16 protein-coding genes are annotated in these 15,213 nt (G+C 68.2%); 8 read left to right on the forward strand and 8 right to left on the reverse strand.

Going from position 1 to position 15,213, the window contains the following annotated elements:
* Positions 1-131: 131 nt before the first annotated feature.
* Positions 132-611, forward strand: a complete 480-nt coding sequence (locus BA175_RS13980; protein WP_069172112.1) for an NUDIX hydrolase — start codon at positions 132-134, stop codon at positions 609-611.
* A gap of 313 nt (positions 612-924) precedes the next feature.
* On the opposite strand, the gene BA175_RS13985 is transcribed toward BA175_RS13980, so the two are convergent.
* Complete coding sequence (locus BA175_RS13985) at positions 925-2,136, reverse strand: MFS transporter (protein ID WP_069171591.1); 1,212 nt, start codon at positions 2,134-2,136, stop codon at positions 925-927.
* Between the two features lie 146 nt (positions 2,137-2,282).
* Between BA175_RS13985 and BA175_RS13990 the strand changes: the two genes are divergently transcribed.
* From BA175_RS13990 to BA175_RS14000, 3 genes are read left to right on the forward strand one after another with little or no spacing between them, the layout of a single operon-like run.
* The gene (locus BA175_RS13990; protein WP_069171592.1) at positions 2,283-2,741 is read left to right on the forward strand and encodes a MarR family winged helix-turn-helix transcriptional regulator; all 459 of its coding nucleotides are present in this window, start codon (positions 2,283-2,285) and stop codon (positions 2,739-2,741) included.
* Between the two features lie 27 nt (positions 2,742-2,768).
* Positions 2,769-3,221: a GNAT family N-acetyltransferase gene (locus BA175_RS13995; protein ID WP_069171593.1), complete on the forward strand. Its 453-nt coding sequence runs from the start codon at positions 2,769-2,771 to the stop codon at positions 3,219-3,221.
* A gap of 44 nt (positions 3,222-3,265) precedes the next feature.
* Positions 3,266-4,429: a winged helix DNA-binding domain-containing protein gene (locus BA175_RS14000; protein WP_069171594.1), complete on the forward strand. Its 1,164-nt coding sequence runs from the start codon at positions 3,266-3,268 to the stop codon at positions 4,427-4,429.
* 83 nt (positions 4,430-4,512) lie between these two features.
* On the opposite strand, the gene BA175_RS14005 is transcribed toward BA175_RS14000, so the two are convergent.
* Positions 4,513-5,892 (reverse strand): serine hydrolase domain-containing protein, encoded by a 1,380-nt coding sequence (locus tag BA175_RS14005; RefSeq protein WP_069171595.1) that lies wholly within the window; start codon positions 5,890-5,892, stop codon positions 4,513-4,515.
* Positions 5,893-6,033: 141 nt separating this feature from the next.
* On the opposite strand from BA175_RS14005, the gene BA175_RS14010 reads away from it, so the two are divergent.
* On the forward strand, positions 6,034-6,507 hold the full coding sequence (locus tag BA175_RS14010) for a hypothetical protein (RefSeq protein WP_069171596.1): 474 nt from the start codon (positions 6,034-6,036) through the stop codon (positions 6,505-6,507).
* A gap of 553 nt (positions 6,508-7,060) precedes the next feature.
* Here the strand turns inward: BA175_RS14010 and BA175_RS14015 are convergent.
* Positions 7,061-7,690 (reverse strand): SMI1/KNR4 family protein, encoded by a 630-nt coding sequence (locus tag BA175_RS14015; RefSeq protein WP_069171597.1) that lies wholly within the window; start codon positions 7,688-7,690, stop codon positions 7,061-7,063.
* A gap of 231 nt (positions 7,691-7,921) precedes the next feature.
* On the reverse strand, positions 7,922-9,400 hold the full coding sequence (gene dnaB / locus BA175_RS14020) for a replicative DNA helicase (protein ID WP_069171598.1): 1,479 nt from the start codon (positions 9,398-9,400) through the stop codon (positions 7,922-7,924).
* Positions 9,401-9,858: 458 nt separating this feature from the next.
* Between dnaB and BA175_RS14025 the strand changes: the two genes are divergently transcribed.
* Positions 9,859-11,196, forward strand: coding sequence for an MATE family efflux transporter (locus BA175_RS14025; RefSeq protein ID WP_069171599.1), 1,338 nt, complete (start codon positions 9,859-9,861; stop codon positions 11,194-11,196).
* 297 nt (positions 11,197-11,493) lie between these two features.
* Here BA175_RS14025 and rplI read toward each other — a convergent pair whose 3' ends face one another.
* The 4 genes from rplI to rpsF all read right to left on the reverse strand — a co-directional run bounded on the left by rplI (position 11,494) and on the right by rpsF (position 13,218).
* Positions 11,494-11,940: a 50S ribosomal protein L9 gene (gene rplI / locus BA175_RS14030; RefSeq protein WP_014155197.1), complete on the reverse strand. Its 447-nt coding sequence runs from the start codon at positions 11,938-11,940 to the stop codon at positions 11,494-11,496.
* Between the two features lie 18 nt (positions 11,941-11,958).
* A complete protein-coding gene (rpsR, locus tag BA175_RS14035) occupies positions 11,959-12,195 on the reverse strand; it encodes a 30S ribosomal protein S18 (protein WP_003967857.1) in 237 nt (78 codons plus the stop codon).
* Positions 12,196-12,238: 43 nt separating this feature from the next.
* Positions 12,239-12,856 carry a single-stranded DNA-binding protein gene (locus tag BA175_RS14040; RefSeq protein ID WP_069171600.1) on the reverse strand — a complete coding sequence of 206 codons (618 nt, stop codon included), beginning with the start codon at positions 12,854-12,856 and terminating at the stop codon, positions 12,239-12,241.
* A 71-nt stretch (positions 12,857-12,927) separates the two neighbouring features.
* The gene (gene rpsF / locus BA175_RS14045) at positions 12,928-13,218 is read right to left on the reverse strand and encodes a 30S ribosomal protein S6 (protein WP_031090355.1); all 291 of its coding nucleotides are present in this window, start codon (positions 13,216-13,218) and stop codon (positions 12,928-12,930) included.
* A gap of 285 nt (positions 13,219-13,503) precedes the next feature.
* On the opposite strand from rpsF, the gene BA175_RS14050 reads away from it, so the two are divergent.
* Entirely contained in the window at positions 13,504-13,860 is a 357-nt protein-coding gene (locus tag BA175_RS14050; protein ID WP_069171601.1) for a hypothetical protein, read from the forward strand.
* A gap of 183 nt (positions 13,861-14,043) precedes the next feature.
* Positions 14,044-15,162 (forward strand): lipid II:glycine glycyltransferase FemX, encoded by a 1,119-nt coding sequence (locus BA175_RS14055; RefSeq protein ID WP_069171602.1) that lies wholly within the window; start codon positions 14,044-14,046, stop codon positions 15,160-15,162.
* Positions 15,163-15,213: the final 51 nt, after the last annotated feature.

Consider the following 15,213-nt stretch of genomic DNA (forward strand, 5'->3'; position numbering starts at 1 on the left):
GTCGTGGGAGGGCCGGCACACCCTTCCCGCACCGTGCGCGGGCGCGCGAGTGACCGGCGCGTGCCGCCGTCGCCTGGTGGCCGTCGGCCCGGATGCGTTTCAAGCCGGGTTTCCTGGGCCACTCTCTTGCCATGACCGAACGCCCTGTGGTCAAGCGCACCGCCCGTGCCGTCCTGCTCGACGGTGACGACCTGATCCTCATCAAGCGCACCAAGCCCGGGGTCGATCCCTACTGGGTCACGCCAGGTGGCGGGGTCGAGCCGGAGGACGCCACCGTCATCGACGCTCTGCACCGCGAGGTCGACGAGGAGCTCGGTGCCAAGATCGTCGACGTCGTACCGTGCTTCGTGGATACCGTCGAACACATCGAGGGCGGTGGCATCACAGGAGTGAAGGTCCAGCACTTCTTCGTGTGCCGCCTCGAGTCGATGGACCCGTCACGCCGCCATGGTCCCGAGGTCGACCAGCCGTGCGGCGAATACGAGATCGTACGCGTGCCCTTCAGCCGGGTCGGAATCGCGGCCGTCCATCTGGTGCCGCTGTCCCTGCGCCACTACCTCGACGGAAACATCGAGGGCGTACGGGCACTGCAAGCTTCTGACCTCGGCTGATACCGGCTGATCCGCTCGCCCTGGGCCCCCTCTCCACTCGAAGGGTGCGCGTACCGCCGGCACACGCGGAGACCTCCACCGGACGACCGGCGTCGTGCTGCCGATCGCTGTGTTTCACGTGAAACGACGTGTTTCACGTGAAACCCGTTGACACGGCCGACGCCTACGGAGGTCGGCGGGGCCGCCGGGCGGACGGGTGCACGCTCACTGCGCGCCACCGATGACAGACACCGTCGAGCCGTGGGCCGGTGGACCGCTCGCGGCGGTGTCCCGGCCGACGGCCCCACGGTGGAGGTGCCGGACCGGCACTGATTCAGCTCTGTCCGGAAGTGGCCGGAACCGGCTCGGGGCTGCGCCCGGCGACCACCCGGCTGCGCGTTTCCGTGCGGCGCTCCAGGGTGCCGGAGACGAGCGCGAGAAGGAGGGCCGCTGCGGCCAGAGCGGCACCCACCCAGTTGGGGGCGGTGTAGCCGTAGCCGGCTGCGATGACCACGCCTCCGAGCCAGGCCGAGAGCGCGTTTCCGAGGTTGAAGGCACCGATGTTCACGGCCGACGCAAGGGTAGGAGCACCCGCGGCCTGGTCCAGGACGCGCTTCTGCAACGGGGGAACCGTCGCGAAGCCCAGACCACCGACAAGGAAGATCGTCACCGCAGCGGCGAACTTGTCGTGAGCCGTAAGAGTGAACAGGGCCAGGACGACGGCGAGGGATCCGAGTGACACGTACAGCATCGGCATCAGACGGCGGTCGGCGAACCTGCCCCCGATCAGATTGCCCCCGACCATGCCGAGCCCGAAGAGGACCAGCAGCCAGGTGACGGAGGACGACGCGAAGCCGGCGGTCTCGGTCATCATCGGAGTGATGTAGGTGATGGCCGCGAAGACCCCACCGAAGCCCAGCACCGTCATTGCCATGGCGAGCAGCACCTGGACGTTGCGGAACGCTGCCAGCTCAGGGCGGATCCGTACACCCTGGGGCTTCGGCTGCTCAGGGACGAGCTTCGCCACCCCGCCCAGACCCAGGACCCCCAGCCCCGCGACCACAAGAAAGGTGACCCTCCAGCCGGCGCTCTGACCGACGAACGTGCCGAGCGGGACGCCGACGACGTTGGCCACGGTGAGTCCCGTGAACATCATGGCGATCGCACCGGCCTTCTTCTCCGGAGCCACCAGATCCGCCGCCACGACCGATCCGATGCCGAAGAAGGCGCCGTGGGCGAGCGAGGCGATCACCCGTCCGGCGACCATCACGCCGAAGACGGGGGCGAGGGCGGACACCACGTTTCCCACGATGAAGAGGCCCATGAGGAGCATCAGCATGCGCTTGTGGGTGAACCGGGTGCCCAGCAAGGTCATCAGCGGCGCACCGAGGACCACCCCGAGGGCATAGCCCGTGACCAGGAGCCCTGCGGTCGGGATCGACACCTGGAAGTCCGCCGCGACGTCAGGAAGCAACCCCATGATCACGAACTCGGTGGTTCCGATACCGAATGCCCCGATGGCGAGGGCGAGAAGCGCGAGCGGCATGAGTAACACCTTCCTTGAAAGTTGCGTATGCGCTTTACGAGCGTAGACAATAATTGCAGACGCTCACTAATTGCAAGCGCGGGCTATTGCGTTCGTGCCCTATCCTGGGGGTGCAAGGAGGTCCCGTGCGTACGGAGGAGAGACCCATGACCGCGACCGATCCCGCGCTGACCGCCCTCTCCCAGAGCTGGTGCGCCCTCTCCCTGCTCCACGGAAAGATCGAGGCGCGCATCGAGCGGGCTCTGCAGTCGCACCACGGCCTCAGCGTGCGCGAGTACTCGCTGCTCGACGTGTTGAGCCGGCAGCACAGCGGGACGGGCGGCCACCTCCAGATGAAGCAGGTGGCCGACGCGGTGGTACTCAGCCAGAGCGCCACCACCCGGCTGGTCACCCGGCTCGAGGACCGCGGTCTGCTCACCCGATATCTGTGCGACACGGACCGGCGGGGCATCTACACCGATGTCACCCCAGCCGGTCTCGCCCTGCTCGATGCCGCCCGACCGACCAACGACACGGCCCTGCGCGACGCCCTGGACGAAGCGGCGAGGAATCCCGAACTGGCCCCGCTCGTGCGTACGGTCGAGGCGCTCAACGCGCCCGCGTGACCGTGCGGGTTGCGTAGTCTGCTGATCATGAGCGATCTCGAGATACGTCCCGCCGCACTCGTCGACCTCCCGGCCATCGTGGCCATGCTCGCCGACGATCCTCTCGGGGCTCAGCGCGAGTCGCCGGACGACCTCACGCCGTACCACGCGGCCTTCCGCAGGCTCGCGGATGATCCCAACCAGCATCTGGTCGTCGCCGCGCGCGAGGAGCGCGTCGTGGGTACCCTCCAGCTCACCGTCGTACCAGGGCTCTCCCGCCGCGGAGCGACCCGCTCCATCGTCGAAGCCATCCGCATTCACGCCGACGAACGCGGAGGCGGCCTCGGTACCCAGCTGATCCAGTGGGCGGTGGACGAATCCCGGCGCCAGGGGTGCCAGCTGGTCCAGCTGACGTCCGACGCCTCCCGGACCGATGCCCACCGCTTCTACGAGCGGCTCGGATTCACCGCCAGCCACGTAGGCTTCAAACTCACCCTCTGAGTCCCAGCGGCGCGTCGGCCGCATCCGGAGAACGAGAGGACAGCGTGCACCGCATCGATGACGAACAGCGCCGTACCAGGCTCGGCAGACGTCACCTGCTGGCCCCCTCGGTGCGCACCACCTCCGCAGTGACGGTGGCGGACGCACTCGTGGCCCTGCACGCCACGGATGCCGCCACGGTCCACCTCTCCGCATGCGCCAGGCTGTCGCGGCCCCAGGTGGAGGCGGTGGAGCGCGCCCTGTACGAGGACGTCTCGCTCGTTCGGCTCCTCGCGATGCGCAACACGTTGTTCACCGTCTCCGGTGAACTGGCACCGTTCGTCGACGCGGCGAACGCGCGGGCGGTGGCGGTGAAGGAGCGCCGCACCCTCCTCAAGCGCCTGCGGGAAGACGGCAACGGCCTCGATGAACACTGGCTCAGCGAGGTCGAAGAGGCCGCCGTCACCGAGCTGACCGCCCGGGGTCGGGCGACGGGAAGCGAGCTGTCGGCAGCGGTCCCCGCACTCCGCACCAAGATCACGGTCTTCCCCGGCACCAAGCAGGAGACGGTGCAGGGTGTCGCCTCCAGGGTCATCCGCCTGCTGGCCGCCGACGGCCGCATCCGACGCGACCGGCCACTCGGTTCCTGGACGTCCAGCCAGTTCCGCTGGACGGCAGCGGAGGCGTGGGCGCCCACGAAGACGGCCGAGGCGCAGGCAGAGCTGACACGGCGGTGGCTCCGCTCCTACGGCCCCGCCACAGAGGCCGACCTGAAGTGGTGGACCGGGTGGGGCCTGCGGGAGACGCGAAAGGCGCTGGCTGCCGCAGGTGGGCAGGAAGTCCTCCTCGACAACGGGGCCACCGGCTGGGTCGCCCCCGGCGACGTGGCCCCCGAACCGCCCCTGGAGCCCTGGATCGCTTTGCTCCCCAGCCTCGATCCGAGCGCCATGGGCTGGGCCGACCGCGGCTTCCACCTGCCTTCCCACCACCGGGCCGCGCTCTTCGACCGCGCCGGAAACATCGGCCCCACGGTGTGGTGGAACGGATCCGTCGTGGGCGGATGGGCGCAACGCGCAGACGGCGAAATCGTGTGGCGGCTCCTGTCCGACGTGGGGCGGGACGCCTCGCACCTCATCGAGGCGGAGGCGTCGCGGCTCGCTTCATGGGTGGGTGAGGCCCGGGTCACCCCCCGCTTCCGTACTCCTCTGGAACGCGAACTGACGTCCTGAGCAGGGCGGCTGATGTCGGGCGGGGCTGTGCGTGGCGCGGTAGGTGTTTCACGTGAAACAGCGGAGCTGCCGCCCGATCGGACTCAGGGAGCGAGCCCCTGCCAGCCGGCCCCGTCGACACCACCGGGGATGGCGGCCGACGCGTCGTAGGGCTCCCGCGTGAAGACGAACGATCCCAGGTCGAGGTGGTCCACCGTGCCGTCCTCGGCCCGCCTCACCTGCAGCGTCTCGCCTGCGTAGTACCCGTCAAGGCCGACCCAGGTCCCGTCCGGGCGTGCCTCGAAACGAGCGCCCCGACCGGCACCGCGCAACGGCCGCAGTTCGAGCCCTCGGCCCGCAAGGAGCTTCAGGGTGTGCACCTGGGTGCCCCAGTACCAGGGACCCGTCAGCGCGAGCAGTTCGTCGTCGACCTCGGGCAACGGTCTCCAGGGTTCGGGGATCCTGGGTTCCGCGTCGGCAACGATTCCCACGAGATCCGCGGCGATCGTACTGACGAGCGGGCCGGAAGTGGCATTGGTGAGCACGACAGCGGCGACGTCGTCCTCGACGCTGAACCACAGCGCCGCCAGGAACCCCGGCAGTGACCCCGAGTGGCCCAGGAGCGTACGCCCGGCCACTCGGAGGACCTGGAGGCCGAGACCGTACGCGCCGTCCCGGTCACCCGCTTCGGACGGTGCTGCCGGAGCGCGCATCTCTTGCACCGACGAGGCACTCAGCACGCGGTCGTCTCCTCGTTCGAGGAACGAAGCAAAGCGAAGAAGGTCCGTGGTCGTGGACCAGAGCTGCCCGGCGGGGGCCATCAGCCCGAGGTCCTCGGCCGGCTCGGAAAGCATGACGTCGGCCCACGGGTGCACGGCCCAGCCGCCCGCGTGCGGGTCCTGGGCCTGCGGAGTCGTACGGTCCATTCCCAGGGGCTCAAGAATCTCGCGACGCAGCACCTCGGCCCAGGAATCACCGCGCACTCTCTCGACGAGGGCTCCGAGCAGCGTGTAACCGGGGTTCGAGTAGTGGTGCCGTCGGCCGGGGGGATGCATCCGCGGCTGCTCACCGAGAACGTCGGCGAGTGTCGGCCGGGTCGTCCCGGGTGTCCTTTCCCACCACGGCGCGGGGGTCTCCGCCGCCAGACCCGCGCTGTGGGCCAGAAGCTGGTGGATGGTCACCTCGCCGGCTCCCGCGTCGGGGAGGTGTTTCTCCAGCGGGTCGTCCAGATCGAGCAGCCCTTCGTCGCGCAGGCGCAGTACCAGCACTGCGGTCAACGTCTTGGTGATCGAGCCGATTCTGAACTGGGTGTCGCCGTCGGGCGCATGGCCGTCCACGCATGTACGCGAGCCGCTCCAGACGATCCGGCCGCCTCGCTGCACTGCGGCGACGAGCGAGGGGGTCCGTCCTTCGGCCTGTGCGGTGGCGATGCGGTGAAGCAGGGCCCGGCTCGACGCGGGCAGCAGTTCTTCGGATGAGGTCATGGTCAAGGACTACCCTCGCGATGGCCGCCTGGCCAGCACTTTTCACTGCCGGAAACGCGTGCACCCGGTGCGCTCGGGGTAGCGTACGGCGGCGTCCCGGCCAGGCGCCTTCCCGCGCCCGCACAGCGAGAGGCGGTTCCGGTGGAGATCACGGTGCAGTGGATCAGGACGTCCTGGACCAAGCACTCCAGGGGCGGTGAGGCCGCTGCCCGCAGGAATTCGGCGCCGAGGGGGTTCTTGGTGTCACCGGTGCCGTCTTCCTTCGCCCAGGTTATCCAGATGTCCGAGCGTGACGGTTTCGAGCCGCACGAGGGCGAGAAGGACGTGCGCCAGGTCGGACTCAGTCTGCGGGACGAGGGCGATCGGCTCCGGGTGCTGGCCCGTGTAGAGCAGTTGTTCGGGTTGCCACCGCGCCCGCGGCGGCCGCCGGCGGTGCGTCTGGTCCCGGGGCAGTGGGTTCGTTGGCAGCTGAACTATCGGTTCAGTAGTGCCGCCGGCATACGGGACTGGTCGTACTGGCTCGACACGTTCAACGTTGCCTATGGGCCCGTCGGCCCGAAGGTGTTCCTGTCAGAGCCGACCCTCCTGGTCGATGAGTGCGGTCCTGTTCGATAGCCGTCCGTCGGCGATCGGCCGGTCATGGGGTCTGCGGAGGCGGGCGGCCACGAGGCGACAGGCATGCCGGTCTTGAGGGTGTTGCCGTCTGTTCGAGCGCCGTCGATGTCGCTCAGAGCGTCCTCACGGCTTGTCCGGCCCGGCTGGGGCGGAGTGCATCGCCCCGGCGGGGGCGGATGGAGAGCGGAACGTCCACATGCCGTCCCCCGGGAAGCGAACTGGGCGTGGAGGACTGCCGCGTGGCGGACGTGAACCGGCCGCGCTTCCGAAGCTGCACCGCTCTCCCACGCCCACCCCACAAGGTGAACGAGACCCTGGCCGACGCACGGGCCAGCCGACTCCCACAGGTGCTCCGGCGTGATGGGGCTGCCCGCTTCCTTCCCGCCTCCGGCGTCCGGAACATCGGCAACTTCCGCGCACCGATGTCGTATCCGACATCCGTCCGACATCGACCTTGAGATCTCGGCACGAAGAATGAGGCCCTACGAGCACTGGAGGTTCTCAGCCTCGATGTCATGTGATCGCCCGCGCCACCAGCGGCTCCGGCCCGCTCTCAATCGGATGGCACGACTCCGGATCCCCGGTCGCGTGGCAGATCCTCTCGGCTGCGGTGCTTCCGCAGAGCACGGTCGAGTGGCGCTCGCAGGGCGGGCGAGGTCAGTTCCAGGTCACGGTTGTCGCGCCCGTCGAGCATGTGGTCGAGCCAGCGTTCATACCAGGCCAGGAAGTCGGTGGCCGACGAGACGTCGGGGCCCCAGAAGCCGTCGGCGTTTCCGGTGGCGACGCGACCGGCCAGAGGACCGGTGATGCCGACAAGCACCAGGTCGGTGCACCCCGCCTCGACGATGTGCAGGAAAAGGTCACCTCGGTGAGGAGGGCCGCCGGCGAACGTGAACCCCCTAGGGCGGCCAGGCTCGCCGCGGGGGTCCATCGTGAACAGCCGACACGACTGCAACGGCAGTAGGCCGTAGAAGGGCGAGGCTCCGCCCCCGCCCAGTGTGGTCAGGAAGCTGCGGTAGGACTCGGGCAGTTCGATGTGATGGTCGGCCTCGAACTCGGCGACCTTCGTGTCCGGCAACGGGGGTTCGAGGCGGTGCTTCTCTTCGCCGAAGGAATGGCTTCGCATCGCGGCATAGGGCACCCTGGCCAGTTTGCGTCGGGTGCGGGCGATTCGGGAGTCCATGCGAACTCTTCTCTCCGTCCTCCCGCAAACTACCTGCTCACTGGCATGGAGGTCACCGAGGTGATCAGCTGCCCGTAAGCCGGCGGTGCCCCGTGTCACGCACTGGGACCCTCTCGCCAGAACGAGTGAGGGCGGTGGACAGCGGTTCTCAATCCCGTGCCGGTTCGGCCGGTCAGACGTCATGACGACTGAGCAAATGACACGGAATGTGAGAACCCGCAGCGCGCAGGGTCAGGTCTGGGCCATGTCCACGAAGCGGGAGTAGTGGCCCTGGAAAGCCACCGTGATCGTCGCCGTGGGGCCGTTACGGTGCTTGGCCACGATCAGGTCGGCCTCACCCGCGCGCGGTGACTCCTTCTCGTACGCGTCCTCACGGTGCAGCAGGATCACCATGTCGGCGTCCTGCTCGATGGAACCGGACTCACGCAGGTCGGAGACCATCGGCTTCTTGTCCGTGCGCTGCTCGGGGCCACGGTTCAGCTGGGACAGCGCGATGACGGGGAGCTCCAGCTCCTTGGCGAGGAGTTTGAGGTTTCGGGACATGTCCGAGACTTCCTGCTGCCGGCTCTCGGCACGCTTGGCGCCGCCGGACTGCATCAGCTGCAGATAGTCGATGACCACCAGCTTGAGATCGTTGCGCTGCTTGAGGCGGCGGCACTTCGCCCGGATCTCCATCATGGACAGGTTCGGGGAGTCGTCGATGTACAACGGTGCCGCCGAGACGTCCGGCATGCGCCGCGCCAGTCGCGTCCAGTCCTCGTCCGTCATCGTGCCGGAGCGCATGTGGTGCAGCGCGACCCTGGCTTCGGCGGACAACAGGCGCATGGCGATCTCGTTGCGTCCCATCTCGAGGGAGAAGATCACGCTCGGCAGGTTGCTCTTGATCGAACAGGCACGGGCGAAGTCCAGGGCGAGTGTGGACTTACCCATGGCGGGCCGGGCCGCGATGACGATCATCTGGCCCGGGTGCAGACCGTTGGTCAAGGCATCGAGATCGGTGAACCCCGTCGGCACCCCGGTCATCTCGCCGCTGCGCGAACCGATGGCCTCGATCTCGTCGAGCGCACCCTCCATGATGTCGCCGAGCGGCAGGTAGTCCTCGCTGGTGCGCTGCTCGGTGACGGCGTAGATCTCGGCCTGCGCCGAGTTGACGATCTCGTCCACGTCGCCGTCGGCCGCATACCCCATCTGCGTGATCTTCGTACCGGCCTCGACGAGGCGCCGAAGCACGGCACGCTCGTGGACGATCTCGGCGTAGTACGAAGCGTTGGCCGCGGTCGGCACCGACTGGACCAGCGTGTGGAGATAGGGGGCTCCACCGACCTTCGTGATCTCACCGCGTTTGACCAGCTCGGCCGCCACCGTGATCGGGTCGGCCGGCTCGCCCTTGGCATACAGGTCGAGGATCGCCGTGTAGACGGTCTCGTGGGCCGGACGGTAGAAGTCGTGCCCCTTGATGATCTCCACGACGTCGGCGATGGCGTCCTTGGACAGCAGCATGCCGCCGAGGACGGACTGCTCCGCGTCGAGATCCTGCGGGGGGACCCGCTCGAAGCCGGACGAACCACTGTCCCAGCCGCTCTCCCGCCCTCGCTCGTGCTGCTCCTCGCGCCCTCTGCCGCCCTCTCCACGGCGCTGACGGGACACAGGCAGACGGTCGCTGGGACCGACATCGGCCCAGGGGTCGTCCAACGGCTCGGGAATGCTCACCCGGCCACCTCCTCCCGTCCGCTTCGCGGACCTAGCCGTGCCACTCTTTCTTACGGCACGGCACCGACAAACAAGACGCCCGACTCCGATTCCGGCGCGTCAAGTTCTGCGGACTTCCAGGCCGGAACGGAGTGCGGGCGCCGCACCACGGTAGGCCGGTCCGCACCGTCAGCCAATCCGGTTATCCACAGGGCATGTGGATGACCAACCAGATGCTGTGGAGAACTCGCCGGATCCTGTGCACGGATCGGGGGACAGCACTGTGGACAAACTCATATCCCCACGCCAGGAACCACGCTGACCTGCGACTTCTCCATCCACCGGCTGTGGGGGAGAAAAACTTTTCCGCTTCTCTCAAGATCACCTGAAGCGGTCGGCGGCGCCGGTGCGGACCGTGCCAAAAGTAAGGACTCCTACCGCATTGCATCTCTTACCTGTGGAAGATTAGATTGGCACGCATGACCCAGGCCCCCGCGACCCCACCACCGTCCCGCCGTCGGCATGACCGCGAGATCATCGCCCTCGCTGTACCAGCCTTCGGCGCGCTCGTGGCCGAGCCCCTCTTCGTCATGGTCGACAGCGCCATCGTCGGCCATCTCGGCACCTCACAGTTGGCCGGCCTGGGAGTCGCGGCCGCCCTGCTGACCACCGCGGTGAGCATCTTCGTCTTTCTCGCCTACGCCACCACCTCGGCGGTTGCCCGCCGGGTCGGCGCGGGGGACCTTCCCGCCGCGATACGCCAAGGCATGGACGGCATCTGGCTCGCACTGCTGCTCGGCGCTGCGGTTGTCGCCGTCACACTCCCCTCGGCCCCCTGGCTGGTCCAGGCATTCGGGGCATCCGACACGGCCGCGCCGTACGCCACCACCTACCTGCGGATCTCCAGTCTCGGCATCCCCGCGATGCTCGTCGTACTCGCGGCGACCGGCGTGCTGCGCGGCTTGCAGGACACCAAAACACCTCTGTACGTGGCCATCGGCGGCTTCACGGCCAACGCGGTTCTCAATGTGGGGCTCGTGTACGGGGCCGGCCTGGGCATCGCCGGATCGGCCTGGGGCACCGTCATCGCCCAGGCGGGCATGGCACTCGTCTATCTGGTTGTCGTGGTGCGCGGGGCCCGGCGGCACGGGGCCTCCCTGCGCCCCGACAGCGCAGGGATCCGCGCCAGCGCACAGGCGGGTGTTCCGCTCCTGGTCCGTACGCTCTCCCTGCGCGCGGTCCTGATGATCGCCACCGCCGTCGCCGCACGGCTGGGCGACACCGAGATCGCCGCGCACCAGATCGTCCTGTCCCTCTGGAGCCTTACGGCCTTCGCGCTCGACGCCATCGCCATCGCAGGGCAAGCCATCATCGGCCGCTACCTCGGCGCGAACGATGCCAAGGGTGCCCGGGAAGCCTGTCGACGCATGGTCCAGTGGGGCATCGCCTCCGGCGTGGTCCTCGGGGTGTTGATCGTCCTGGCCAGGCCCCTGTTCGTGCCGATCTTCACGGACGACAGCAACGTCCGGGACACGCTTCTCCCGGCACTGCTTGTCGTGGCTCTCTCCCAGCCCGTCGCCGGAGTGGTCTTCGTCCTGGACGGCGTACTCATGGGGGCTGGTGACGGCCGTTATCTCGCCGGGGCCATGCTCCTGACCCTGGCGGTGTTCGCCCCGGTGGCGCTCCTGATCCCCAGCTTCGGGGGCGGCCTCACCGCACTGTGGTGGGCCATGGCGCTGATGATGACGGTCCGGCTGGGAACGCTCTGGCTACGGACGCGCTCGGGCCGGTGGATCATCACCGGCGCCACGCGCTGAACAGCGGTCACCGACTGGGAGCCGAGGGACGGGCTCGGTGAGCGGGGCCCCTGCCCGGCTGTGGTCCCCGACGGGCCGTTTCACGTGAAACAGCCTCCCGGCGCTCGGACCCCCGGCTTCCCGGCTCCCCGGCTCCCCGGCTCCCCGGCTCCCCGGCTCCCCGGACGATCCGACACCACAGTGATACCGGGGAACCCACGGCACTCACGGCATGACGCCCGCCGGGACACCCTGGCGCACGACGAAGGACCGCACCCAAAGGTGCGGCCCTTCACCTAGCTCTGCTGAGCTGTGCCCTTAGGCAGCAACGACCTCGATACCGAGCTTCGCGGCAACCTCGGGGTGCAGACGGACGGACACCTGGTGCCCACCCAGCGTCTTGATCGGCGAGCCGAGCTCGACGCGACGCTTGTCGACGTCCGGACCGCCGGCGGACTTGATCGCCGAGGCGATGTCGGCCGGGGTGACGGAGCCGAAGAGACGGCCGGCGTCGCCGGAGCGAACAGCCAGACGCACCTTCACGGCCTCGAGCTTGGCCTTGATCTCGTTGGCCTGCTCGATCGTCGCGATCTCGTGGATCTTGCGGGCGCGGCGGATCTGCGCCACGTCCTTCTCGCCACCCTTGGTCCAGCGGATGGCGAAGCCACGCGGAACCAGGTAGTTACGGGCGTACCCGTCCTTGACGTCCACGACGTCGCCGGCGGCACCGAGGCCAGTGACCTCGTGGGTGAGGATGATCTTCATGATTCGGTCACCCTTCCCTTATCGCGCGGTGGACGTGTAGGGCAGCAGCGCCATCTCACGGCTGTTCTTGACTGCCGTGGCGACGTCACGCTGGTGCTGCGTGCAGTTGCCGGTGACGCGGCGGGCACGGATCTTGCCACGGTCGGAAATGAACTTCCGCAGCATGTTCGTGTCCTTGTAGTCCACGTACTGGGTCTTGTCCTTGCAGAACGCGCAGACCTTCTTCTTAGGCTTGCGCACAGGCGGCTTCGCCATGGTGTTTCTCCTGTGTGATCAAGAAGTGGGGTACGAGCAGCCCTTAGAAGGGAGGCTCGTCCGAGTAGCCGCCGCCGGAACCGCCGGAACCGCCGGAGCTTCCGCCCCAGCCGCCTCCGCCGCCCTGCTGACCCCCGCCCTGCTGACCGCCGGCCGACGAACCGGTCGCCCACGGGTCGTCGGCGGGAGCACCGCCGCCGCCCTGCTGGCCACCGCCACCGGGACCGCCGCCCCAGTTGCCGCCGCCCTGCTGGCCACCGCCGTAACCACCCTGGCCGCCGCCCTGGCCACCTCGACCTGTCGTCTTGGTGACCTTGGCCGTGGCGTTCTTCAGGCTGGGGCCGACTTCCTCGACGTCCAGCTCGTAGACCGTGCGCTTGACGCCCTCACGGTCCTCGTAGGACCGCTGCTTCAGCCGGCCCTGCACGACGACGCGCATGCCTCGCTGAAGCGACTCCGCGACGTTCTCCGCCGCCTGACGCCAGACCGAGCAGGTGAGGAACAGGCCTTCGCCGTCCTTCCACTCATTGGTCTGCCGGTCGAAGATGCGGGGAGTGGACGCGACACGGAACTTCGCGACCGCCGCACCGGACGGGGTGAAGCGCAGCTCGGGGTCGTCGACGAGATTGCCGACGACCGTGATGACGGTCTCGCCTGCCATGGGTGAACCTCTCGGCGGGGATTGCTTCTGGCTGCTTGCTACTCGAACCCGATGACCGCTGAGCTAGACGCTCAGTGGATCTCGGGACGGAGGACCTTGGTCCGGAGGACCGACTCGTTCAGGTTCATCTGTCGGTCGAGCTCCTTGACAACCGCAGGCTCGGCCTGCAGGTCGATGACCGAGTAGATGCCCTCAGGCTTCTTCTTGATCTCGTAAGAGAGACGACGACGGCCCCAGGTGTCGACCTTCTCGACCTTTCCGTTGCCCTCACGGACGACGGAGAGGAAGTTCTCGATCAACGGGGAGACTGCGCGCTCCTCGAGATCGGGGTCGAGGATGACCATCACCTCGTAGTGACGCATGTGTAACCCACCTCCTTTGGACTCAGCGGCCACGGTCGTTCCGTGGCAGGAGGGTCGTGATGCGTGAGCATCAGTGTCTCCGAGTAAAACAGCCGCCACTGACAACGCCCTTCCGGGAAACCGAGGGGGGTCGTCGTGCCGACTCAGGGCAGACACCGGTGCAGACCGTACAGACTACCCGCAGACCGCCTTCCGGTTGAAATCCGGTGTTCAGGGAGCAGAATCGAGACAGACGCGGTGTGAGAGGCACTACATTGCACCGCCCTCTCGGCCTGGAGGTGCTTCATGGCACAGACAGTTCGTTCCCCCGGCAGGCGGCACGCTCCCGCCCGGGACTCCGGCAGGCGCCGGCCCACGGGTTCCCTCTTCGCGACGGACGGCAGACCGCATCCGCTGCAGGAGACCCTGATGGTGGTGACCGGGGTGCTGGGAATCCTCGCCTTCGTGACGGCGATGTTCCACAGCCTGCACCTGGTCAGCTCGTGGGCAGGACTGATCGGCATCCTGACGGGCGCCTACGGGCAGTACATCTCCAGGACCACCTGGGAGCGGTTCGGTCTGATCATGGGCCTCGGCTCCTCCGCCGTGGGCTTCTACCTCGGCATGGCGCACGGCGGCCTCTTCGGTGGCGTGATCGCCTGAGCGGCAGCGCCGCGACCGGCCCGCCGCCCACCCCCGCGCAGCGCTCCGGCAGGCGATCCCGGACAGTGGACACCCGGTCCGGTCCCGACGGGCCAGACCGGGCACCCGTCGGTCACAGTAGGCTTCGGCGCGAGAGCCGGAGCCCCTGACCGATGGGGACACACCTGCCGAGGAGCGCCCCGCATGAGCCTGACCCTGAGGACCATCAGCCGAGAGCAGCATCTGGCGTACATCCAGAGTCTGCCCTCGGCCAGTCACTGCCAGGTCCCGGCGTGGGCGGACGTGAAGACCGAATGGCGCTCGGAGAGCCTGGGCTGGTTCGACCGGAGTGGCGAGATCGTCGGCGCCGGCCTGGTGCTGTACCGGCAGCTACCCAAGATCAAGCGCTACCTCGCGTACCTTCCCGAGGGCCCGGTCATCAACTGGTACGCCCCCAATCTGGACGACTGGCTCCGGCCCATGCTCGCCCACCTGAAGCAGCAGGGTGCCTTCTCGGTGAAGATGGGCCCCCCCGTCGTCATCCGCCGCTGGGACTCGGCCGCGATCAAGTCGGGCATCCAGGACCCTGACGTGAAGCGCCTGCGGGACGTGGAGGCCAGCCACATCGAGCCGCGCGCCTTCGAGGTCGCGGACCGGCTGCGGAAGATGGGCTGGCAGCAGGGCGAGGACGGCGGAGCCGGTTTCGGCGACGTACAGCCCCGCTACGTCTTCCAGGTCCCGCTGGCCAACCGTTCGCTGGAGGACGTCCTCAAGGGCTTCAACCAGCTGTGGCGGCGCAACATCAAGAAGGCCGACAAGGCGGGCGTCGAGGTCGTCCAGGGCGGCTACGAGGACCTCGCGGAATGGCAGCGGCTCTACGAGATCACCGCGGTGCGCGACCACTTCCGGCCGCGTCCGCTCTCGTACTTCCAGCGCATGTGGACGGTGCTCAACAACGAGGACCCCAACCGCATGCGCCTGTACTTCGCCCGGCACAACGGCGTGAACCTCTCCGCCGCCACGATGCTCGTCGTCGGAGGGCACGTCTGGTACTCGTACGGCGCGTCCGACAACATCGGACGGGAGGTACGGCCCTCGAACGCGATGCAGTGGCGGATGCTGCGCGACTCCTACGCGATGGGTGCCACCGTCTACGACCTGCGTGGCATCAGTGACTCGCTGGACGAGACGGACCACCTCTTCGGGCTGATCCAGTTCAAGGTCGGCACGGGCGGCGAGGCCGTCGAGTACGTCGGCGAGTGGGACTTCCCCCTCAACAAGCTGCTGCACAAGGCGCTCGATATGTACATGTCGCGCCGCTGAGCAGCCCCGTCCCCGTCCCAGCCCTTCTCCTCCTCCTTTTCCTCCTTTCGA

The sequence above is a fragment of the Streptomyces griseus genome, from assembly GCF_001715295.1.
Classification (GTDB): Bacteria; Actinomycetota; Actinomycetes; order Streptomycetales; family Streptomycetaceae; genus Streptomyces; species Streptomyces griseus_G.

Bases quoted from the DNA above. Each gene is read 5' to 3' on its own strand.
- BA175_RS14025 (WP_069171599.1), top strand. From the start codon at position 9,859: ATGACCCAGGCCCCCGCGACCCCACCACCGTCCCGCCGTCGGCATGAC.
- BA175_RS13980 (WP_069172112.1), top strand. From the start codon at position 132: ATGACCGAACGCCCTGTGGTCAAGCGCACCGCCCGTGCCGTCCTGCTC.
- BA175_RS14015 (WP_069171597.1), bottom strand. From the start codon at position 7,690: ATGGACTCCCGAATCGCCCGCACCCGACGCAAACTGGCCAGGGTGCCC.
- rplI (WP_014155197.1), bottom strand. From the start codon at position 11,940: ATGAAGATCATCCTCACCCACGAGGTCACTGGCCTCGGTGCCGCCGGC.
- BA175_RS14005 (WP_069171595.1), bottom strand. From the start codon at position 5,892: ATGACCTCATCCGAAGAACTGCTGCCCGCGTCGAGCCGGGCCCTGCTT.
- BA175_RS14055 (WP_069171602.1), top strand. From the start codon at position 14,044: ATGAGCCTGACCCTGAGGACCATCAGCCGAGAGCAGCATCTGGCGTAC.
- BA175_RS14040 (WP_069171600.1), bottom strand. From the start codon at position 12,856: ATGGCAGGCGAGACCGTCATCACGGTCGTCGGCAATCTCGTCGACGAC.
- rpsF (WP_031090355.1), bottom strand. From the start codon at position 13,218: ATGCGTCACTACGAGGTGATGGTCATCCTCGACCCCGATCTCGAGGAG.
- rpsR (WP_003967857.1), bottom strand. From the start codon at position 12,195: ATGGCGAAGCCGCCTGTGCGCAAGCCTAAGAAGAAGGTCTGCGCGTTC.
- BA175_RS13985 (WP_069171591.1), bottom strand. From the start codon at position 2,136: ATGCCGCTCGCGCTTCTCGCCCTCGCCATCGGGGCATTCGGTATCGGA.
- BA175_RS14050 (WP_069171601.1), top strand. From the start codon at position 13,504: ATGGCACAGACAGTTCGTTCCCCCGGCAGGCGGCACGCTCCCGCCCGG.
- BA175_RS13995 (WP_069171593.1), top strand. From the start codon at position 2,769: ATGAGCGATCTCGAGATACGTCCCGCCGCACTCGTCGACCTCCCGGCC.
- BA175_RS13990 (WP_069171592.1), top strand. From the start codon at position 2,283: ATGACCGCGACCGATCCCGCGCTGACCGCCCTCTCCCAGAGCTGGTGC.